Raw genomic sequence first — 19,166 nt, 5'->3', positions numbered from 1 at the left:
TTATTTCATAATTCAATTACTATTTTTTACTGATCTTTTCGGGATGGATCCTGTGTTCAACAAATTTAAAGAAAAACTTGGGAGTTTTAAGAAGGCATTCAGCAAAACGATTGATGAAAAGGCCGTGGAAGTCGAGCCAGTAATCGTTGAGCAGGTGCCTGAAAGCGAAGAAAGCCTCGAAGAAGAAATTGAGCCTGTAATTGAAGAAGAAGCCGCCGAGGTTGCTCTTGAAGAAGAAAGTCCCGAAAAGGGAAATGCCCCTCAGGAAACCGCCCATATTTCGATAGAGGATCTGAAAAAGGCTGAATACAGGAAAAAGGTTGAAGATAGAAAAAGGGCTGCAGAGAAGAAAGAAGCAGAAAAAGAGGAAGAAAAGCCCGTTGAAGAGAAAAAGTCTTTTTTCAAAAAGCTCGCCCCTAAAGTCGGGTTTGCCCAGAAAGCAAAAGCTCTTGTTTTTAACAGGGAAGTATACCTGGATGAAAAAGACCTTGAAGAGCCTCTGTGGGAGCTTGAAATAGGCCTCATGGAAAGCGATCTCGCAGTATCAGTTTCCGAGGCGATTGTCGAGTCAGTAAAGAAACAGCTTACAGGCACGACAAAAAGGATAGGGAGCAATACCGGAGATATAGTTGAAGCAGCCCTGAGGAAAGCAATTCTTGATGTTGTATCTGCCAACACTTTTGATTTTGACGAGTATGTCAAAAACCGGCCGAGACCAGTACATATTGTTTTTGTAGGGATTAATGGGACAGGAAAAACTACTTCCATTTCGAAAATGACACACAGGCTGCTTAAATCAGGGTATTCCGTGGTCCTTGCTGCCGGAGACACATTCAGGGCAGGCGCTATTGACCAGCTCGGGATTCATGCAGACAGGCTTGGGGTAAAGATGATAAAGCATCAGGCAGGAGCAGACCCTGCAGCAGTTATTTATGATGCTGTTCAGTATGCAAAAGCGCATAAAATCGATTTTGTGCTCTCTGACACGGCAGGCCGCATGCACACAAATATGAACCTCATGGCCCAGATGGAAAAGATCTGCAGGGTAAGCTCTCCTGACCTTATTATCTTCGTAGACGAAGCAGTAGCCGGAAACGATGCTGTAGAAAGGGCTGCCCAGTTCAATGATGCTGTCCCTATTGACGGATCAATCCTGACTAAAATCGATGCCGATGCCAAAGGAGGGGCTGCCATATCAATTGCTTACATTACAGGCAAGCCGATTCTCTTTTTTGGAGTAGGCCAGGGCTACGAGGACCTTAAAAAGTTCGAACCCGAATGGTTCGTGGACCAGCTTTTCGGCCAGTAAATCCTGCTCCTGTCAGGCTTTTAATCCTTCAAGCTTCCGGATTTTAAGGTTCTTCAGGGACTATAACCCAGGCTATAACATAAACAATTATTCCAATCCCCTGAAAAGAAAGGAGCACCCATAAAAGCCTGACAAGAGTAGGATCGACGTCAAGGTATTCGCCTATACCACCGCATACTCCGGCAATAATTCTGCTTCTCTTTGACCTGTACAGCTTCTTCATGTCACTTCCTCCACTCCAAAAAATACCCTGTGTTATCTGAAGAATTTCAGACCATGTAATTAGTCCTTTTTATTTAATATATTCAATATAATGGATTGAAGATATACAATTTATAAGTAACTCTCCATTTTGGAGTTTGCCGAAGTTCAGGTTTGAAGCTTAACAACCTGCAAAGAGAGATCCTTCTACCTGAGACTTACATTTGCCTGTCAGATGCTTACCCATTCGCTCATAATCTCTTCAGAGAACAGGTTTTCTCCCATAGCCCGCACATATACCCTGAAAGTCCTGCCTCCAGGGACCCTGAGCCCCTTTGCAGTAAACTGATAAGCTCCTTCAGGCTCGATTGTTACCGGATTGCTCTCAACCTGATCCCATATTGTGCTTTCATCATCCGCCTGAAGGGCAACATAAACAGTGGTATTTTCTGCGATCTCGGAACCCACATTTCTCAAAGTAACATTAACGTCCACCACTCCTTCTTTTTGGGAGTAATCACACTGAGCACTGAAATCAAGGTTAACAAAGGGTCTTCTATACACAGGGATAACTTCAACGGGCTCATTTTCATACTCTTCAGGCATTTCCCCTATTTCCCAGTTGCTCCCCGTAGTTTCCAGATAGTAATAATAATTATTTTTGTATTCGAAGCTCCTGCCTTCAGTATCAGGATCGCATTTTATTCCAAGAGCCATATGCTCCGGGAGCTCCAGAAGAACGACATCATAACCCATCTCCTGAAGGATTGCTACCGCCAGGATAGAAGTATCCTCACAGTCTCCGCCATTATCATAAAGAGTCTCATAAGGAAAACGGGGGTACTGGTCGTATCCCGAACTTGTGAGGTCAGAAGTGTAGTTAAGGGACTGGATAAAAGAAACACAAAGCCCTGGAATCCTGTCTTCTTCAAGCCCATACTCCTTTGAGAGAGAAAAAAGAGTATCTGCGATATTCTTGATCAACCATTCATCATAAGGGTCAGAAGCAAAAAGGTCATAGTCCCTTTTGCGTGTCCTTGACTCGTATGCACTGTAGAGCTTATCGTCAAGGAGCAGAGTAAGATGCCATCGGTAGCCTTCATAATTCCATGAATAGGATCTGGAAGATTTCCCAGGTTCTATGAGTTCTTCCGTTACCAGAGCCTCAGAAGAGTTGGAATTCTCATGCTCGGCTCCAGGTATATTCTTTTCTACTTCTTCATTGCCAGAAATCACGGATACCTCAGAAAAAGGCCAGAAAAAAAGAACTCCGGCCATATAAACGAGTAAGAAAATAAAAGTCAGTTTAATTCTAGCCTTCATAATTTGTGTCCATCCAGAAATATCTCAGTAAAACCTTATTTCCAGAGGTCTTCCCTCAAGTGAGACTCTATAGGGTCTATTTCCATCAAGTCTTCAGGATATGGTTCGAAAAAGGTCTGGTTCATCAGGTAGTCGTTCTCAAACCTTACGATCCATGATTTGATCAGATTTATTGCAGGACAGGGCGAAGTCTTTCCTTCCCTGTACTTCTCTACCCAGTCAAAAAACAGGGCTTTCTCGCGTTTCGAGAGCTGGTCTGAAAAATATCCAAGGGCGTGTATTAACACATTGATAGTTGAAGTATATCTCGGAGCTCTGGAGAGAGCACTGTACAGGTGTTTTTCGTAATCGGAAATCAGATCTTTAAAGAGCTTGCCTTCTCTGTTTGCGGCAATTTCTCCCAGTTTGCGGAGTTCAACCTGATTGTAAGCCATTAGAAGAAATTTGTTCTGCGTGTGGAAGCTTATCAGATCCTTCATACTGCCTTCGGACTTTACTTTCCGAAAAGCTGCAAATGTAAAGAGTTTTGTAAGGAAATGCTCTTTTATCCGGGCATTTCGGAGCCTGCCTTCATCCTCAACAGGGAGGAAAGGATACTTTTCCAGAACCGCACCCCCGAAGTATCCCGAAATCTTTTCAACTACCCCATGCCCTTCGGCAGACGGGTAGACCTTCACATCCTTGAGCCCGCAGGACGGAGACCTGAATTTCAGAATAAAGCCGTCAACGTCTTCTACAGAATCAAGGAAATTAGAGCAGAAAGCTTTCATATTCTCAGTGACATCCTTCCCGTTCAAAGGCTGAACAAGCCTGTGATCTCCTTTATCAAGAATAATTCTCACAGGGTTTCTTGGAATTCCAAGCCCTATTTCCACTTCTGGACAGACAGGCAGGAAATCAACGTGCTTCTTAAGTTTTGCCACCACAGGACTGCTGATCATATTTCCATTATATCGGCAGTGGTCGAACTCAAGGCACCTGCTAACAACAACCTTCGGCCGAGAGAACTCTCTCATCTAACCCCTATATAAAAAGGAATTACTTGGATAAATGGATTTCAGGATAAAAAAAAGGAGCAGGTGACATAATTAAGAAATAAACGAAGAGATTTATAAAAAAGATTAAAAAGCAGAATTTCCAAAAACAGGGGATTTTTTTCCGTAATCAGTAAGTGATATATAACAACGGGAAATAATAGTAAGGTAGTTTTTGGGGACGATTAAGGGAACAGGTAGTGATTTTCATGATTCTGTACCCGTTAACCTGATATCGTACTTCAGATAACGGAAAAACACTGCAAGACAAAATGAGGTGAAAACATGGTAGAAACAGAGACCGAACAGATACGTATGCCTCTCATTGGAGATGATGCCCCTTCATTTACCGCAGTGACCACACAGGGAATTATCAACTTCCCTGAAGATTATAAAGGAAAATGGGTAATCCTTTTCAGCCACCCTGCAGACTTCACACCCGTATGTACTACAGAATTCATGACCTTTGCCAGTATGCAGGAAGAATTCAGGAAAATGAACACCGAGCTTATAGGGCTTTCCATAGACAGTGTCTTTTCCCATATTGCCTGGCTTAAGAGAATAGAGGAAAAAATAGAATATAAAGGAATGAAAAATCTCGAGATCAAATTCCCGGTGATAGAAGACCTGAAGATGGAAGTTGCGAAAAAATACGGTATGATCCAGCCAAAAGCCTCAACCACACAGGCTGTAAGGGCTGTATTTATTATTGATCCTGAGGCAAAAGTCAGGACAATACTCTATTACCCGCAGTCAACCGGAAGGAATATGCAGGAGATAAAGAGAATCGTGACCGCCCTGCAGAAGAACGCAGCCGAAAAAGTTGCAACCCCGGCTAACTGGCAGCCAGGAGATGATGTGATTATTCCGGCTCCGAATACCATGACAGGAGTAAAAGAAAGGCTTGGAACGGAAGTAGAAGGAAGATACTGCCTTGACTGGTTCCTCTGCCTGAAAAAAGATGCCAAAAAATAATTTAGAATACTGAAAATTCCACATTACTTTTTTAAAGATAAGAAAAACGTTATTTCCCTTTTTTAAATAAGAAACCTGCAGCAAGGGTTTATGCAAAAGTAAATAAGAAGAATCTGGAGAGGAACCTCCTACCCCCATAAGAGATTCCCCTCGTGGCGAACAGAGAAGGTCCAGAACCCTGTTCGGCCATATTTTATCGCAATTTTGTTTCTTTAATTTCAATTTTCAATTAATCGGAATTTCCCATATTCACTTGTATGGGTTAAAAAATTCACAGATCCAGAGAGCTTAAATAAATACGCTGGATTCAGGTGTTTCCACAATAAGAGCCTGACATGGATATGAAGTATAACCCCCCGTTAACTCCCATTTACGCATGTTCAGCTTTTATCAGGTAAAAGTTATATTGAAGCCACTGATATATAAAATTTACCCATATTTATAACAATTAATCATTAACTATATGAAAAAAATTAGAAGCAAATAGAAAAAAGGATACCAGAAAACTGGAAAAAAGAATTAGGAGAAATGAAAATCAAATAGAAGGGAATTTCATTTCTTCCCGAGTTCTCTTGAGCGCTCACTTGCTCTTATAACTGCATTCATAAAGGCTGCCCTGATTCCTGCCTCTTCGAGTGCGTGAATTCCCTGAATAGTGGTTCCGGCAGGGGATGTAACCATATCTTTGAGTTCTCCGGGGTGCATGCCCGTTTCAAGTGCCATCTTTGCGGCTCCGAGCACGGTCTGAGCTGCAAGGGTGAGGGCACTTTTTCTGTCCATGCCTTCAAGGACAGCCCCATCAGCCATAGCCTCTATAACCGGGAAGATGAAAGCAGGACCACTGCCCGAAAGCCCGGTAACGGCATCCATCAAGGATTCCGGTACCTGGACTGCCGTACCGACCGCAGAAAAGATAGTAAGGGCAGCTTTCATGTCTTCAGGAGTTGCGTTCTTTCCTGGAGAAATTCCTGAAGCAGCCTCCGAAACCGTTGCTGCTATATTTGGCATAACACGCACAACCCTTGTGCCTTCAAGAAGAGCCCTCTCGTAGGTGGAAAGAGGCACTCCTGCGGCAATTGAGATTACGAGTTTTTCAGAAGTTATTTCAGTTTTCAGGTTTTCAAGCACAGAACCCAGAGTCTGGGGCTTTACCGCAAGAATAAGAATGTCAGATTCCCTGACAATAACAGTATTGTCGGTTGATACCCGGATTCCCAGCTTTGCCTTCAGTTCTTTTAAGAAAGGCTCGTATACATCGCTTGCACCAATATTTTCAGGAGGTACGATTCCTGCTTTAATGATGCCCTGCATGAGGGCAGAACCCATTTTCCCTGCCCCAATGAATCCTATTTTTCGGTTTATCATGTATAAATCTCCTTATTCCAGAAAATAACTGTAAATTAAACTTAATTAGCCGTAAATTAAACTTAATTAACTTAAAGTAATCTTAATTAGCTGTAAAATAACCTTAATTAACCTTAATTAACCATAAATTAAACTTAATTAACTATGAATTAAGAGAGAATGATTTCGAAGCTTAATTCAGGAGATTAGTTTCAGAATCTACTGAATATAATACCTGTTAAAGCTTCGGAAAATTCAAGCATCGCTCTCCCAAATAATATATTATAGTGGTTCCAGAACCAGAAGGTCCTGAAATTATTCAGGTCCTGTGATTAATTCAATTCTTCGAGGATGCCGATATTTTCTTTTTTAATAACGTTGTTATAATTACTGTAGCCCAGAACATTTTCAATCTGTTCTGTGTGAAGTCCTTTTATTTTCACTAACTCTTCAGAAGTATAGTCGGTAATCCCCTTTGCAAAGATTTTGCCGTCACACTCGAGCTTTACAACATCTCCCCGGTCAAATGTTCCTTCCACATCCACAATACCTGCCGGAAGCAGGCTGTTTTTCCCGAGAACCGCAGCTTTTGCCCCTGCATCCACACGAATGGTACCGGAAGCCCTTGCAAGAATGATCCAGCGAGCACGGTTTTTCTGGATATGCCGCTCAGCAAGGAAAAGAGTCCCTATCTCTTCTCCGGAGACGATTTTCAGGACGACATTCTCTACCTCGCTGTTTGCAATCACGACATAGCAGCCTGCCATGCTGCAGATCTTTGCAGCTTTTATTTTGGTCCGCATCCCTCCCACACCTTTGAAGCTTGTTGGGTCTCCCCCATAGCTTTCGATTTCAGGTGTGATCTTTTTCACAAGCTTCAGAAGTTTTGCATCGCTGTGTGTTTTTGGGTTCCTGTCAAAGAGCCCGTCGATATCCGAAAGGATGATCAGGAGATCGGCATCAATTTTGCTCGCAACCATTGCAGAGAGCTTGTCGTTGTCCCCGAAGATTGCTTCAATTTCGTTTGTACAGGTACAGTCGTTCTCGTTTATTATCGGGACGACACCGTATTCCAGAAGGGTCGATATGCTGTTTCTCAGGTTAAGATAGGTCACCCTATCGGAATAGAACTCATAGGTAAGAAGGATCTGGGCAACTTTCATCCCGTACTTGGAAAAAGCCCTGCTCCAGTCCTGCATCAGTATGCTCTGCCCTACAGCTGCAGCTGCCTGCCTGATAGGGATCTCACGGGGTTTAGGGGCTATACCCAGCTCATTAAGCCCGACACCTATTGCTCCCGAGCTCACAATGATTACTTCTTTCCCCTGTTTTCTGAGCTCTGAGACCTGAAAAGCTATGCTTTCCATAAATGCCGGGTCAACGTTGCAGTTTTCTCTGGTATTGTCACAGCCCTTTCTGGTGATTGAAGAAGTTCCGATTTTAATAACGATTTTATTAACATCACGGAAATATTGTTCTCTTTCTGTCAATGGAAGTGCCTCTGAAAGTTATTTGGAAGACGACTGCAGTTGATCTCAGCCGCAGACGGGTTCCCGATTTTTGCACTTAACCTGCGCTGGTATTTTGATTCAAATATATAAACATATCATGAATATTCAAGGATGTATTAGTTTACATCCTCGAACTTAAGGTCAAGCTTTCTGTGAGTGTAGGGTTTTGCGTTTTCTCCTGTATAGTCAGCAACTATCTGACCTTTACCCATAAGGATATATTTGTAAATCAGCAGCCCTTCCATACCAACAGGGCCGCGGGAGTGAATCTTGTTAGTACTGATCCCGACCTCTGCACCTTTTCCATAACGGTAACCGTCTGCAAAGCGGGTTGAGGCATTCACCATAACGCTTGAAGAGTCAACAAGCCCTATGAACTCTTTCCTCCGGGAAGCATTTTCAGTGATTATTCCGTCGGTATGATGGGAGCCAAAGGTGTTTATGTGGTTAATCGCCTCTTTTATAGTATCTACGAATTTTATTGAAAGGATAAGGTCGTTATATTCAAGGCTCCAGTCCTCTTCAGTAGCTTTTGAGAGAGGAGATAGACCTTTGCCTGCAAGCAGGGAATAGCTGTCCTCGTCGCAGCGCAGTTCAACTCCTGCCTTGATATACATTTCCGCCATTTTCGGCAGGAAAGCTTCTGCAATTTTGCGGTTTACAAGCAGGGTTTCTATGGCATTGCAGACTGCAGGGTACTGTACCTTGGCATCAAAGCAGACCTTCCAGGCTGTGTCAAGATCTGCAAATTCGTCCACATAAATATGGCAGATGCCGCTTGTATGTCCCAGTACAGGGATCTTTGTGTTGTCCTGGATGAATTTGACAAATTCATTGGAGCCCCTCGGGATCAGGAGGTCGACATAAGCATCGAGGTTTAGAAGGCTCATGATCTCTTCTCTGGTTTCCATGAGCTGGAAAGCTCCTTTCGGCATACCCTCAGTGGATTCAATAGCTCTTACAAGAATATCAAAAATTGTGCGGTTTGATTCCCTGGCTTCACTTCCGCCTTTGAAAATTGTTGCGTTCCCGCTTTTCAGACAGAGAGACATTACCTGGGGTACAACGTCCGGTCTGGATTCAAAGATAACCCCTATAAGACCTATAGGGCAGCTAATCTGATAGAGGACCAGGTCTTTATCGAGTTCGAGTGTGGAAAGGGTTTCTCCCACAGGATCTTTGAGCTTTATCACGTCCCTGATTCCTGCTATCATCCCGTCAACCTTTGAGTCTGTGACCTTAAGTCTGTCTACAAGGGCCTGGGTAAGCTTCCCGGCTTTTTTCAGCCCGGCTGCATATTCAAGGTCCTTTAAATTTGCTTCAAGGATAATTTTTCTCTCTTTATCCAGAGCTTCTGCCATAGCCTCAAGAGCCCGGTTTTTGACCTCCTCACTTACACTGGAAAGTTCAATTGAAGCTTTTTTCGCCTTAATAACTTTAGTTTCAATATCATTGGACATATACTCACCGCCTTTATGTAATAATTGTGAAGACTCGCCCATAAAGATTGGAAACAGGCTCTTAAACAGAACCCGACTATCGAACCAGATTTATGGGTCAAGGATGTATGATGCAATTAATTTAAATCTTGAGGGAAGGACTCAGTCCACAGAATATTTGAGTTTTTTCATACACGGAGATGAAAAAAGAACACAGAGAGTCCTATGATAAATATTTTTGTATACTGTTCAGGTATATGATACGGTAAGGTTCTAAATAAAAGATACCATTAGGTGAAGTATCTTTTGGCTCCTGTAACAGAATCTGTCTGGGAAGGTTTATATAGAAGCATTTTTATTCAATTCGAAATGATATTTAACAAGTGTAAAAAAGGGGTTGAGGCTGAGACGCTTGCTTGTTTAGTAATAAACCCTGCAAAAGATTCCTTCAGGTTAAAAACCAGGGAACCAAAAAACGGACTGCACAGGACTGAAAAAATAATATTATAATAATAAATGAAAAAAGGTGTTTTTCTAAAAAAAAGCAGCTAAAATAAAACATTAAACAAAGTTTCTTGTGAGGAAATATTATTTCAAAACGAATATATATACGATGCATATAAGTATAGAGTACGCAGCTTCATTTCATGGAGACGCATACGAAATCTTGAAAAAAGACATTTGTGGAATATCCCTGTAACTTTTATTCTGTAACAAGAAAGGCGGACAAAAATCTAAAGCTCCGGAAATGACCATTTTTAGCAGAGAGAATATGATGACGAAGCCGCATTCGCCCGGGAATAATGGTCGCCTACTAAGCCGTTTCATACACAAAGTTTATTATAGGGGTAAATCCATATCGAAATGGGGATAACTTTAGTAGATTGGTGGTGTGTAAAAAATGAAATCATTCGCATTAGTCCGGGCAGACGACTCGGATAAAGTAAAAATAGCATTACATGATTTAGAACGATACGGACATATTCAATTTTCAGCGACTCCCAAATGCATTGAACCAAACTACGCTGATGAGCTTCTTGTAAGTGTGATGGGCGTATCACTCAAGTCAAAATGCAACTCTGCAGCCCTTGTCGAGTTAAATAATCACGCTGGAGCGGCGATTAGCAGGTTGAAGAAAATTCACCCCCCTGCACATATAATAATTATCAGCCCAAGACATAAAATGTTTGAAGAGCTGGCTGGTAAGTTTCCAAAATATCCGGAGTTTGACAGAACCTTCAACCATCAAAAAAGCCCTCAAAGCATGGATATGATTCAGGAGAAAGGAGAATCATCCAATCCAATGCATAAGGAATAAAACCATCTTTTTGAAGCTACTGTAAAGACTAATCTTTATTTTCTCTTTTTTAAACATGTTGAGAAAAAAGAACTTTACTGATTTTTGAATTTGACATTTGTTTCATACTCAGGATTTAAAGACATGCCTGTTTTTGACCTGAGTTTAGAAACATAAGTGTAGAGACTTTCGATATCTTTAATCTCTTTCTGAGTAATTAACCTCAGTTTATTTCGTATCTGAAGTTCAGGCTTTATTCCAAAATTTTCGAAGTATTCGGAAAGCTTAGCTGCAAGCAGGTCCCCTCTTCTATCCCAATCCGTGAGTATAATAACCTCACTGCCCAGACCTGCTATCCTCTCAGAGAAATTAAAAAGAGAGTGCCGGGTTGCAAGCTCAAATCTTCCTTTAATACCGAGCCTTTTAATGGAAAGAATATCTCTTTTTCCTTCAACAATAATCACTGCCCCCCTTTCGGAGTATTCAGAAAGCTCTAGGAGCAGTTCTTCAATCCTTTCCAGCCTTTTCCTGTAGACATCAACATCAGTCACGTTTCTTCAACCCTTTTTGTTAAACGGAAATCTAATAAGAAAGCAGGTACTGGAACTCTGGATTCAGCCTTTTAAGTGAACTCCGAAAACCGAAACCGCTTGCTGATAGGTGACTCCTTTTATCAGCAAAGACTTCTTACTGCTTGTAGCTCCGCTGCTTATCAGGATATCCGAACTGCTTATACCAAAAAGCTCTGCAAGGCTCTCAATAAGCTGTTCATTTGCCTTTCCTTTCTGAGCGTTTTTGGTCAATTTTACTTCAATTCTCTTTCGCCATTCATTATATCCGCTGGGGACAGAAAGTGATTTGGATCCCGGTGTGACCTCAATATCAATAATAATACCAGAATCAAGAACTTTTATTGCCTCTTCGAAGGACATACACTTCATTTTTTTGAATATATTAATATAAATCAGTAACGAAATTCCGACGACCAGTAATAAGAACCAATTAACAATTAGATACAAATAAATAAAAAGTAGCCGGAGCAAGTAAGCCACAATCAAAAAATGGATGATGTCGACCATGACTAGCCGGTAAAGAATGGATTTAGAAATAGGATATAAAAGCATCAGATAAGAAATTTATTCAAATGTAAGCATAAAAAGCCGCCGGGGGGATTTGAACCCTCGACCTGCTGATTACGAATCAGCCGCTATACCGCTAAGCCACGACGGCACATGAATTAAAGAATAAGCAGACTTAAAATAGCGATCAAGAATTTAACTATTTCGCTCGTTAAATATATTTCTGTCCTGAAAAAAGGATAATTATTGAACTAAAAATGAATGGTGTAAATTACTTTTAAGTCTCCAACTTCATTCAGAACTAATCTTAACCTTTATTCATTTCTTTCATACAGGGCTGTGAGTTACAATTCTATAGTCCTTTCTTTCTCGCCAGCAAAGTGATTTTAACGGACATTAAATCTGGATGGTCATTAAGAATGCCGGCACGCAGAAAACTCATATTCCAGAACTCAAAAACCAGGCAACGAAAAATCTTAAAGAATCTTTGCCTCGATACAGATATTATATTGATGAGGAGCATATGAACGGACTACCTTTTTTTCCAGAACCTCGATCTTTCTTCCTGCTTTTTCGGCAGCTTCCCGGATAAGTTTGATAGAGCTTTCAAACAGGTCGTCTTCAGGGGTTATTCCATAATAATGGATTATCCCTCCGGGTTTCGTAAGAAGGACAGCAGAATCAAGGAACTCGTAAGCACTATGGGGCAGGTTCATGATTACATGGTCAGCAGTTCCTGCGAACCTTTTTGCTTCCTCTCTGGCATCGCCTTCGATTGCTTCGACGTTTTTTGCAGAATTGATGGAGATATTTTCTTTAAGGTAGTGCACCGCATCGGGGTTTTTGTCAATTGCCACGACTTTTGCAGGCTTTTTGCTCTTTGCAATCAGAATGCTGTAAGGACCTACCCCTGCAAACATATCAACAACAGTATCGCCGTCTTTAATCCAGGAAAGGATTCTAGAGCGCTCCGTAGAAAGACGGGGGGTAAAATAAGCTTTGGAAAGGTCAACTTTGTAGCGGCAGCCGTACTCCCTGTGGATCGTTTCGGTCCTGTGCTCACCTGCTATTACCTCGAATTCCCTTACCCTGAACTCCCCTATGACAGGGGTAAGTGGTTTGACCACGGTTTTGATATTTGGCTGGGCCCTGAGAAGAGAGTCGGCAATTCTTAAAGCTTTTTGAGAATCAAGATCCGGATCTTCCAGAAGGGCGATATCCCCTATGAGCTCATAATCCGGATTAAAGCCAAGAAGATCTCCTGGTGTGGGTTTTTTCGCCTGAGCCTCAAAATCAAATTCAGCAAGTTCAGCTTCTTCGGGAAGACCTGTCAGCTCATGCGAAAGAGGCTCGCGGGAAAGAGGAAGATAAAGAAAAGTATCATCCGAACCTATTTTCATGGTATTATCAAGAATTTCAAAATCAAGGAGTACTCTCCTTGCAGATTCTCCTTTCTTTTTGGGAATTTTTATGCATTGCCGCTTCATGGAGCTCCTACCTTCTGAAACTCTAAAGCTATCCTTTTGTTATTAAGTTTTCTCAATATAGGAATTGACCCGGAAACTGATTTTAGAAAATTCGCTGTCAAAGACACCTTTATAGCAGGAGCCATATAAAAAAGGAATAATTAAAAAGTGTTGAAATATGGAAAGGAGGGGGGAAACTGGCACTTGAAATAATCATATATAACCTGAGAACGATATCACTCGGACTTCAAATTGGAGTATTACTGCTATTTGCGTTAAGCCTTATCGTATTAAAAAAGAAATCAAGAAAAGGTGGAGGAATAAAGGGGCATGGGAAGATAGCAACAGTGGGATACTCTCTTGCCATATTATCAGTCTTTTTCATGCTGTATTCGGCTTACAACCTGGCAATCAGCGGAAAGGCTCCTTCTGTCATATATATTCACGGCCTTTTTGGAGCCATATCCCTGGCAGCCGGATTTATTTTCGTGATTAACAGATGGAGCTGGAAAACTCGAAGAAATATGAGAATACTGCTGGCTTTATGGCTGCTAACCTTCAGTGGAGGGCTATTAATTTATCTGGCCTTTACAGGAAAACTCCCCTGAAAAAATTGAAGAAAAAATGAAAGAGAATTCCCTGAAACAAGAAGAAATAAAGTTCTTACCTCACGACAGCTGAATGAGATTATTATAGTTAAACATGAAATAAAGCCCGAAAACCACTAAAAACCCTCCGCAAGCGTAAAGGATCATTTCATGAGTACGTCTGGAGAACAGGGCTTTTCCCCTGCTGAATGACCCGGATACTGCAGTGAACCAGCTGAGGTCTGCTGCCCAGTGACCCAGAAGATAAGCCAGAGAGATAAAGAGTCCAGGTTCATACGCCCTCAATAAAAGCGCACTTCCAGCAGTCAGCCACCAGATCCAGAAGTAGGGATTTGAAACTGAGGTTATCAGGCCCAGCACTATGGGGTTTGTCAATTTCAGGCCTGAAGTTTCCGGAGAAATTCCCGCAGAAGCCGAAGCTTTTGCACCCTTTGCTGTAAGAAGTCCAAAGACCACAAGGGCAAGCCCTCCAATTACAGAAATAGCTGAAATTGCACCGCTGCCGATAAATGAAGCAAATCCAAAGAGAATTAATACAGAAAGTACAAGCTCGACCAGCATGTGCCCGAGAAAAACCTCAGGACCCGCAATCCAGCCTTTTTTAAGTGAAAGCTCTATGGTTGCAAAAAGCATGGGACCCGGAACCAGAGCACCAGTAAGCCCGATCGTGAAGCCCAGGAGAAGGGCTCTTGAAATATCGATTGCCAGCATTGTAATCTGAAGAGTTTATGGATTTTTAGATTTGAAAAAGAAGAGACACCTGTGAACAGGAGATAAGCACAGCTGGGTGAGAGTTCTAAAGAAAAGGAAGAAAAAGAGGGCACATTTAAACCCTCCACCACCTGAAGAACCTTCAATCAGGCTGGCTGAGTAAAAAAGAAGAAAGGTTTAGAGAATAATCTCAATATCCAGTTCTTCTGCAAGCTCTTTATACCTGTTCCTGATGGTGACTTCCGTTACCCCGGCAACATCTGCAACTTCCCGCTGAGTCCTGCGCTCTCCGCAGAGAATGGATGCAATATAAATTGCTGCTGCGGCAACTCCTGTGGGACCCCTCCCGCTTGTGAGTTCTTTTTCTGATGCCTGCCTGAGGATCTCAACGCTCTTTGACTGGACTTCTCCTTTCAGATTAAGCCCTGAGCAGAACCTGGGAACATAGTCAATAGGGGAAGTGGGCATTAGCTTTAAGGCAAGTTCCCTGGAAATGAAACGGTAAGTCCTTCCGATTTCTTTCCTGCTTACCCTGGAAACCTCTTCAATTTCATCAAGGGTTCTCGGAACACTGCACTGGCGGCAGGCTGCATAGAGAGCTGCTGCTGCTACTCCTTCAATGCTTCTTCCGCGGATAAGGTTCTTGTCCACAGCTTTTCTGTAAACAACTGCTGCGGTTTCCCTCACAGTTCTCGGAAGACCGAGAGCAGAAGCCATTCTGTCCAGTTCGGAAAGAGCAAAAGCCAGGTTTCTTTCAGTTGCGTTACTTACACGGATTCTACGCTGCCATTTTCTTAAACGATAGAGCTGGGCACGGTTTTTGGAGGAGATAGACTTTCCGTAGGAGTCACGGTTCCTCCAGTCAATCATTGTGGAAAGCCCTTTGTCGTGGATTGTATATGTCATGGGCGCACCCACACGGGAACGCTTCATGCGCTGATCGTGATCGAAAGCTCGCCATTCCGGTCCTTCATCAACAAAGTCGGCATCAATGACAAGTCCGCAGTCCCCACATACAAGTTCAGCTCTCTCATAGTCATGCACTAGGTTTCTGCTACCGCATTCTGGACACACGGCCTTTTCGTTCTCAAAGCTTTGCTCTTTTTGCTTTTCTTTGCGAGCTTTAATCATGGCACGTATTTTTTCCCTTTCAAGAGTGTCCGAATAGCGAACTCTTTCGACTTCTACCATATTATATCACCTTACAAATTAACATGACCATATGTTTATCCCTGAATTTCAAGCCAGCACAGCATAAATTACATTATATATATAAAAGAAGGGAGAAGAAAACTCGCGGCTATAACTAGCGAAAAATTTATAAACGAGTTAAAGTCAAACCATGACAAAGGATTAAAACCTTCAAAGAATGTCAGAGATCTCACCGGATATAGACTCTTTCATTGACGAGAGCCCGAGTTTCTGAATCAGGAATTCGCTTAAAGCCCTTCACTAAAAAATATGGGTGGTTCACAGGTCCAAAAACACTGGCAATTGTACCAATCCGATTCAGAGCCTTGTCAACAACAACCGAATTCAACTTTGGAAGACTACCTGAGACGTTATCGGGTTTTACCTCATCCCCTCTAATTATCAGGTTCCTAACACCTGACCTGTGCAGCACGGTACCGAGTCGTTTCATATCAGCCACGAATAGTTATGCCTCTATACTCAGGGCAAAAATACCCTGGCTTCGAGTGGATTAAACTGTCAGTCCCGAATAAGAATATATATTGTAGACTGAAAAGCATATGTAGTCTACGTTTATAATATATAAAGATATCGCAAGACGTATATTATACATAGAATTTAACTAATTTAAAAGAGTAAAGTATAAAAAGTAGAAAGGAAGCCACAACAACCTTATATATTAAATGGACATTGTTGGCAACAACCGGACCTATGGTCTGGAAAATACTTAACTCTAACTCCGATTAATGATCTCGATCCAGGGAGGAGAATCATTGTCCAAGTTCGTATATTTTTTTGGTAAAGATGTAACTGATGGCAAAAGTAGTATGAAAGACCTGCTTGGAGGTAAGGGTGCAGGCCTTGCTGAGATGGCAAGTCTTGGAATTCCGGTACCCCCAGGTTTTACAATAACAACTGAAGTCTGTGTTCTTTATCTAAAGGAAGGAAAATATCCAGAAGAAGTGCTCAGACAGGTAGAACAGGCAATAGATAAACTGGAAAAATTAAACGGCAAAAAACTGGGAGACCCCGAAGACCCATTGCTTGTTTCTGTAAGATCCGGAGCAAGGGTGTCCATGCCAGGAATGATGGACACAGTTCTGAACCTGGGACTTACGGACAAATCCGTAATAGGGCTCGCAAATAAAGTCAATGACGAAAGATTCGCTTATGACTGCTACCGAAGATTTATCTCCATGTTTGGGGACGTGGTGCTTGGTGTTGAATTTGATAAATTCGAATCCTTAATCGAGGACAAGAAAAAGGAGATGGGGGTTAAATCCGACACTGAACTCGATGCAAAAGCGTTAAAAGAATTGGCAGAGAGATTTAAGGGAGTAATCAAGCTCGAAAAGGGATTTGATTTCCCGCAGGATCCAAAAGTTCAGCTTCAGATGGCAATCAACGCTGTTTTTGACTCATGGAATAACCAGAGAGCCATCACCTACAGGAAGCTTAACAATATTGATGACAGCTGGGGCACAGCCGTCAATGTACAGACAATGGTCTATGGGAACAGAGGAGACACCTCAGGTACAGGTGTTGCTTTTACCAGAAACCCGTCTACCGGTGAAAAGAAGTTTTTCGGAGAATACCTGATCAATGCACAGGGCGAAGATGTAGTTGCAGGGATAAGGACTCCAGACTTTATTGATACTCTCGAAAAGAAGATTCCTGAAGCCTATGCCCAGCTTGTGGATATCTGCCAGAAACTTGAAGCCCATTTCAAGGATATGCAGGACATAGAGTTTACCATCCAGGAAGGAAAACTCTACATGCTGCAGACCAGGACCGGAAAGCGCACAGCTGCCGCAGCTGTGAAAATTGCAACCGACATGGTAGCAGAAGGGCTCATAGACAAAGAAACCGCTGTAAAAAGAGTTAGTCCAGAACACATCGACCTTCTACTTCACCCGAGGATTGACCCGAAAGCAAAGCTTGAAGTAATAGCAAAGGGTCTTCCCGCATCTCCCGGAGCCGCTGTTGGAAAGGTAGTCTTTACCGCAGAAGCTGCCGAAGAGATGGCAGAAAAAGGCGAGAAAACAATTCTTGTCCGTACCGAAACCTCCCCTGAAGACATAGGAGGAATGGCAGCTGCACAGGGAGTCCTTACCGTGCGCGGAGGTATGACCTCTCATGCTGCAGTCGTAGGCAGAGGTATGGGCAAGCCCTGTGTCGTTGGCTGCGGAGAAATCTCCATCGACATGAAGAATGGCTACTTTATGGTAAACGGCTTCACCATTAAAGAGCACGACTACATCACTATTGATGGAAGCGTGGGAAGCGTCATTATCGGAAAAGTAGACCTTATAGATGCCGAAATAAACAATGACCTCAAACAGATCCTCAAATGGGCTGACGAAATCAGGACTCTCGGAGTCAGGACAAACGCCGACAACCCGGCTGACGCTGCTCTTGCCCGCGAACTCGGTGCAGAAGGTATCGGGCTTTGCAGGACAGAGCACATGTTCTTTGGTGAAGACAGGATCCCTGCAGTAAGGGAAATGATCATGGCTGAAGACGAGAAATCAAGGAAGAAAGCCCTCAAGAAACTGCTCCCAATGCAGAAAGATGACTTCCTTGGAATCTTCCGCAGCATGAAAGGCCTGCCTGTAACTATCAGGCTCCTTGACCCGCCTCTGCATGAATTCCTCCCGGACAAGGAAGAACTGGACGCAAAGCTCAGGGAACTTGAAGCTTCCGGAGACAAAAAGAAGATCGACGAGGTAAAGAAGGTCATCCAGCGTGTAGTTTCCCTTAAGGAACTCAACCCCATGCTCGGGCACAGAGGATGCAGGCTCGGAATTACCTATCCTGAAATCTACAACATGCAGGTACGCGCAATCATGGAGGCAGCCTGTGAGCTTACTGCAGAAGGAATGGAAATTGTTCCGGAAATCATGATCCCGCTCGTTGGCCTTGTGAAAGAGCTCTCCCTCTCAAGAGAGGAAGTATGCAAGACTGCAGAAGCCGTAATGGCTGAGAAAGGTATGAAGATCGACTACAAAGTAGGTACAATGATCGAACTGCCCAGAGCTGCAATCGTTGCGGACCAGATCGCAAGAGAAGCCGACTTCTTCTCCTTCGGGACAAACGACCTGACCCAGACAACCTTCGGGTTCAGCAGGGACGACGTGTCCAAGTTCGTGCCGATCTACCAGAAGGCAGGCATCCTTGAACACGACCCCTTCGCAGTCCTTGACCAGGAAGGTGTTGGTGAGATAATGAAGATCGGCATATCAAAAGGCCGCTCCGTTAAACCCAAACTCAAAATGGGAATCTGCGGAGAACACGGCGGAGAGCCGAAATCCATTGCATTTGCTCACGAGATAGGCATTGACTATGTGAGCTGCTCCCCCTACAGAGTCCCCATCGCAAGACTCGTAGCTGCTCAGAGCACAATGGAAATGAGAGACGCAAAAAAATAAAAAATCTGAAATTAGAATTCTGGCAGGACTAAATCCTGCCTTCAACCTTCTTTTTTGAAAAGTTACTTTCGTGAGCGGAGCAAATCTACCTGTCGATCTGGATTTGAAAAGCTCAAAATGTCCTGATCCAAAAGCCTCTCATCAAAAGGACATCTGCTATTGATCAATTGAATGCAAAAGTGATTGTTACTGATTAAAAAGCGTGAGACAAAAGCAAAAATCCTATATTCGGCAGGTCGACATTATTTTT

Annotated in this window: 18 protein-coding genes and 1 tRNA gene; 6 read left to right on the top strand and 13 right to left on the bottom strand. The window is 42.8% G+C overall.

What is annotated here, in order from left to right; genetic code table 11:
* Nucleotides 1–52: 52 nt before the first annotated feature.
* Nucleotides 53–1,309, top strand: coding sequence for a signal recognition particle-docking protein FtsY (gene ftsY, locus PLL47_RS06075; protein ID WP_324445305.1), 1,257 nt, complete (start codon nucleotides 53–55; stop codon nucleotides 1,307–1,309).
* A gap of 43 nt (nucleotides 1,310–1,352) precedes the next feature.
* Here ftsY and PLL47_RS06070 read toward each other — a convergent pair whose 3' ends face one another.
* From PLL47_RS06070 to PLL47_RS06060, 3 genes are all read right to left on the bottom strand, one after another.
* Nucleotides 1,353–1,532: a PspC domain-containing protein gene (locus PLL47_RS06070; RefSeq protein ID WP_324445304.1), complete on the bottom strand. Its 180-nt coding sequence runs from the start codon at nucleotides 1,530–1,532 to the stop codon at nucleotides 1,353–1,355.
* Between the two features lie 209 nt (nucleotides 1,533–1,741).
* Nucleotides 1,742–2,746: a COG1361 family protein gene (locus PLL47_RS06065; protein ID WP_324445303.1), complete on the bottom strand. Its 1,005-nt coding sequence runs from the start codon at nucleotides 2,744–2,746 to the stop codon at nucleotides 1,742–1,744.
* A gap of 122 nt (nucleotides 2,747–2,868) precedes the next feature.
* Nucleotides 2,869–3,849 (bottom strand): YbgA family protein, encoded by a 981-nt coding sequence (locus PLL47_RS06060; RefSeq protein WP_324445302.1) that lies wholly within the window; start codon nucleotides 3,847–3,849, stop codon nucleotides 2,869–2,871.
* 303 nt (nucleotides 3,850–4,152) lie between these two features.
* On the opposite strand from PLL47_RS06060, the gene PLL47_RS06055 reads away from it, so the two are divergent.
* On the top strand, nucleotides 4,153–4,842 hold the full coding sequence (locus PLL47_RS06055) for a peroxiredoxin (protein WP_324445301.1): 690 nt from the start codon (nucleotides 4,153–4,155) through the stop codon (nucleotides 4,840–4,842).
* A 552-nt stretch (nucleotides 4,843–5,394) separates the two neighbouring features.
* Here the strand turns inward: PLL47_RS06055 and proC are convergent.
* The 3 genes from proC to PLL47_RS06040 form a co-directional block, all read right to left on the bottom strand.
* The gene (gene proC, locus PLL47_RS06050) at nucleotides 5,395–6,207 is read right to left on the bottom strand and encodes a pyrroline-5-carboxylate reductase (protein ID WP_324445300.1); all 813 of its coding nucleotides are present in this window, start codon (nucleotides 6,205–6,207) and stop codon (nucleotides 5,395–5,397) included.
* Nucleotides 6,208–6,518: 311 nt separating this feature from the next.
* A complete protein-coding gene (gene proB / locus PLL47_RS06045; protein WP_324445299.1) occupies nucleotides 6,519–7,676 on the bottom strand; it encodes a glutamate 5-kinase in 1,158 nt (385 codons plus the stop codon).
* A gap of 137 nt (nucleotides 7,677–7,813) precedes the next feature.
* A complete protein-coding gene (locus tag PLL47_RS06040) occupies nucleotides 7,814–9,157 on the bottom strand; it encodes a glutamate-5-semialdehyde dehydrogenase (protein WP_324445298.1) in 1,344 nt (447 codons plus the stop codon).
* 285 nt (nucleotides 9,158–9,442) lie between these two features.
* Here PLL47_RS06040 and PLL47_RS06035 point away from each other — a divergent pair, with 285 nt between their 5' ends.
* Both PLL47_RS06035 and PLL47_RS06030 read left to right on the top strand, forming a co-directional pair.
* Nucleotides 9,443–9,646 (top strand): hypothetical protein, encoded by a 204-nt coding sequence (locus PLL47_RS06035; protein WP_324445297.1) that lies wholly within the window; start codon nucleotides 9,443–9,445, stop codon nucleotides 9,644–9,646.
* Between the two features lie 391 nt (nucleotides 9,647–10,037).
* On the top strand, nucleotides 10,038–10,454 hold the full coding sequence (locus PLL47_RS06030; RefSeq protein WP_324445296.1) for a DUF356 domain-containing protein: 417 nt from the start codon (nucleotides 10,038–10,040) through the stop codon (nucleotides 10,452–10,454).
* Between the two features lie 74 nt (nucleotides 10,455–10,528).
* On the opposite strand, the gene PLL47_RS06025 is transcribed toward PLL47_RS06030, so the two are convergent.
* From PLL47_RS06025 to PLL47_RS06010, 4 genes are all read right to left on the bottom strand, one after another.
* Nucleotides 10,529–10,984, bottom strand: coding sequence for a toprim domain-containing protein (locus PLL47_RS06025; RefSeq protein WP_324445295.1), 456 nt, complete (start codon nucleotides 10,982–10,984; stop codon nucleotides 10,529–10,531).
* Nucleotides 10,985–11,047: 63 nt separating this feature from the next.
* On the bottom strand, nucleotides 11,048–11,365 hold the full coding sequence (locus PLL47_RS06020; RefSeq protein ID WP_502883679.1) for a DUF167 domain-containing protein: 318 nt from the start codon (nucleotides 11,363–11,365) through the stop codon (nucleotides 11,048–11,050).
* A gap of 226 nt (nucleotides 11,366–11,591) precedes the next feature.
* Nucleotides 11,592–11,663: transfer RNA gene (locus PLL47_RS06015), tRNA-Thr, on the bottom strand.
* Between the two features lie 325 nt (nucleotides 11,664–11,988).
* Nucleotides 11,989–12,999 carry a class I SAM-dependent methyltransferase gene (locus tag PLL47_RS06010; RefSeq protein ID WP_324445293.1) on the bottom strand — a complete coding sequence of 337 codons (1,011 nt, stop codon included), beginning with the start codon at nucleotides 12,997–12,999 and terminating at the stop codon, nucleotides 11,989–11,991.
* Nucleotides 13,000–13,477: 478 nt separating this feature from the next.
* Between PLL47_RS06010 and PLL47_RS06005 the strand changes: the two genes are divergently transcribed.
* On the top strand, nucleotides 13,478–13,606 hold the full coding sequence (locus tag PLL47_RS06005; RefSeq protein ID WP_324445292.1) for a hypothetical protein: 129 nt from the start codon (nucleotides 13,478–13,480) through the stop codon (nucleotides 13,604–13,606).
* 40 nt (nucleotides 13,607–13,646) lie between these two features.
* Here PLL47_RS06005 and PLL47_RS06000 read toward each other — a convergent pair whose 3' ends face one another.
* The 3 genes from PLL47_RS06000 to PLL47_RS05990 form a co-directional block, all read right to left on the bottom strand.
* Nucleotides 13,647–14,297, bottom strand: coding sequence for a LysE family transporter (locus PLL47_RS06000; RefSeq protein WP_324445291.1), 651 nt, complete (start codon nucleotides 14,295–14,297; stop codon nucleotides 13,647–13,649).
* A 177-nt stretch (nucleotides 14,298–14,474) separates the two neighbouring features.
* Entirely contained in the window at nucleotides 14,475–15,488 is a 1,014-nt protein-coding gene (locus PLL47_RS05995) for a transcription initiation factor IIB (protein WP_011020659.1), read from the bottom strand.
* Nucleotides 15,489–15,678: 190 nt separating this feature from the next.
* Entirely contained in the window at nucleotides 15,679–15,939 is a 261-nt protein-coding gene (locus tag PLL47_RS05990; RefSeq protein ID WP_324445290.1) for a Gar1/Naf1 family protein, read from the bottom strand.
* 322 nt (nucleotides 15,940–16,261) lie between these two features.
* On the opposite strand from PLL47_RS05990, the gene ppdK reads away from it, so the two are divergent.
* Nucleotides 16,262–18,916, top strand: a complete 2,655-nt coding sequence (ppdK, locus tag PLL47_RS05985; protein ID WP_324445289.1) for a pyruvate, phosphate dikinase — start codon at nucleotides 16,262–16,264, stop codon at nucleotides 18,914–18,916.
* Nucleotides 18,917–19,166: the final 250 nt, after the last annotated feature.

Source organism: Methanosarcina sp. (assembly GCF_035390745.1).
GTDB lineage: Archaea > Halobacteriota > Methanosarcinia > Methanosarcinales > Methanosarcinaceae > Methanosarcina.
This window is presented reverse-complemented; position numbering and strand designations above follow the sequence as displayed.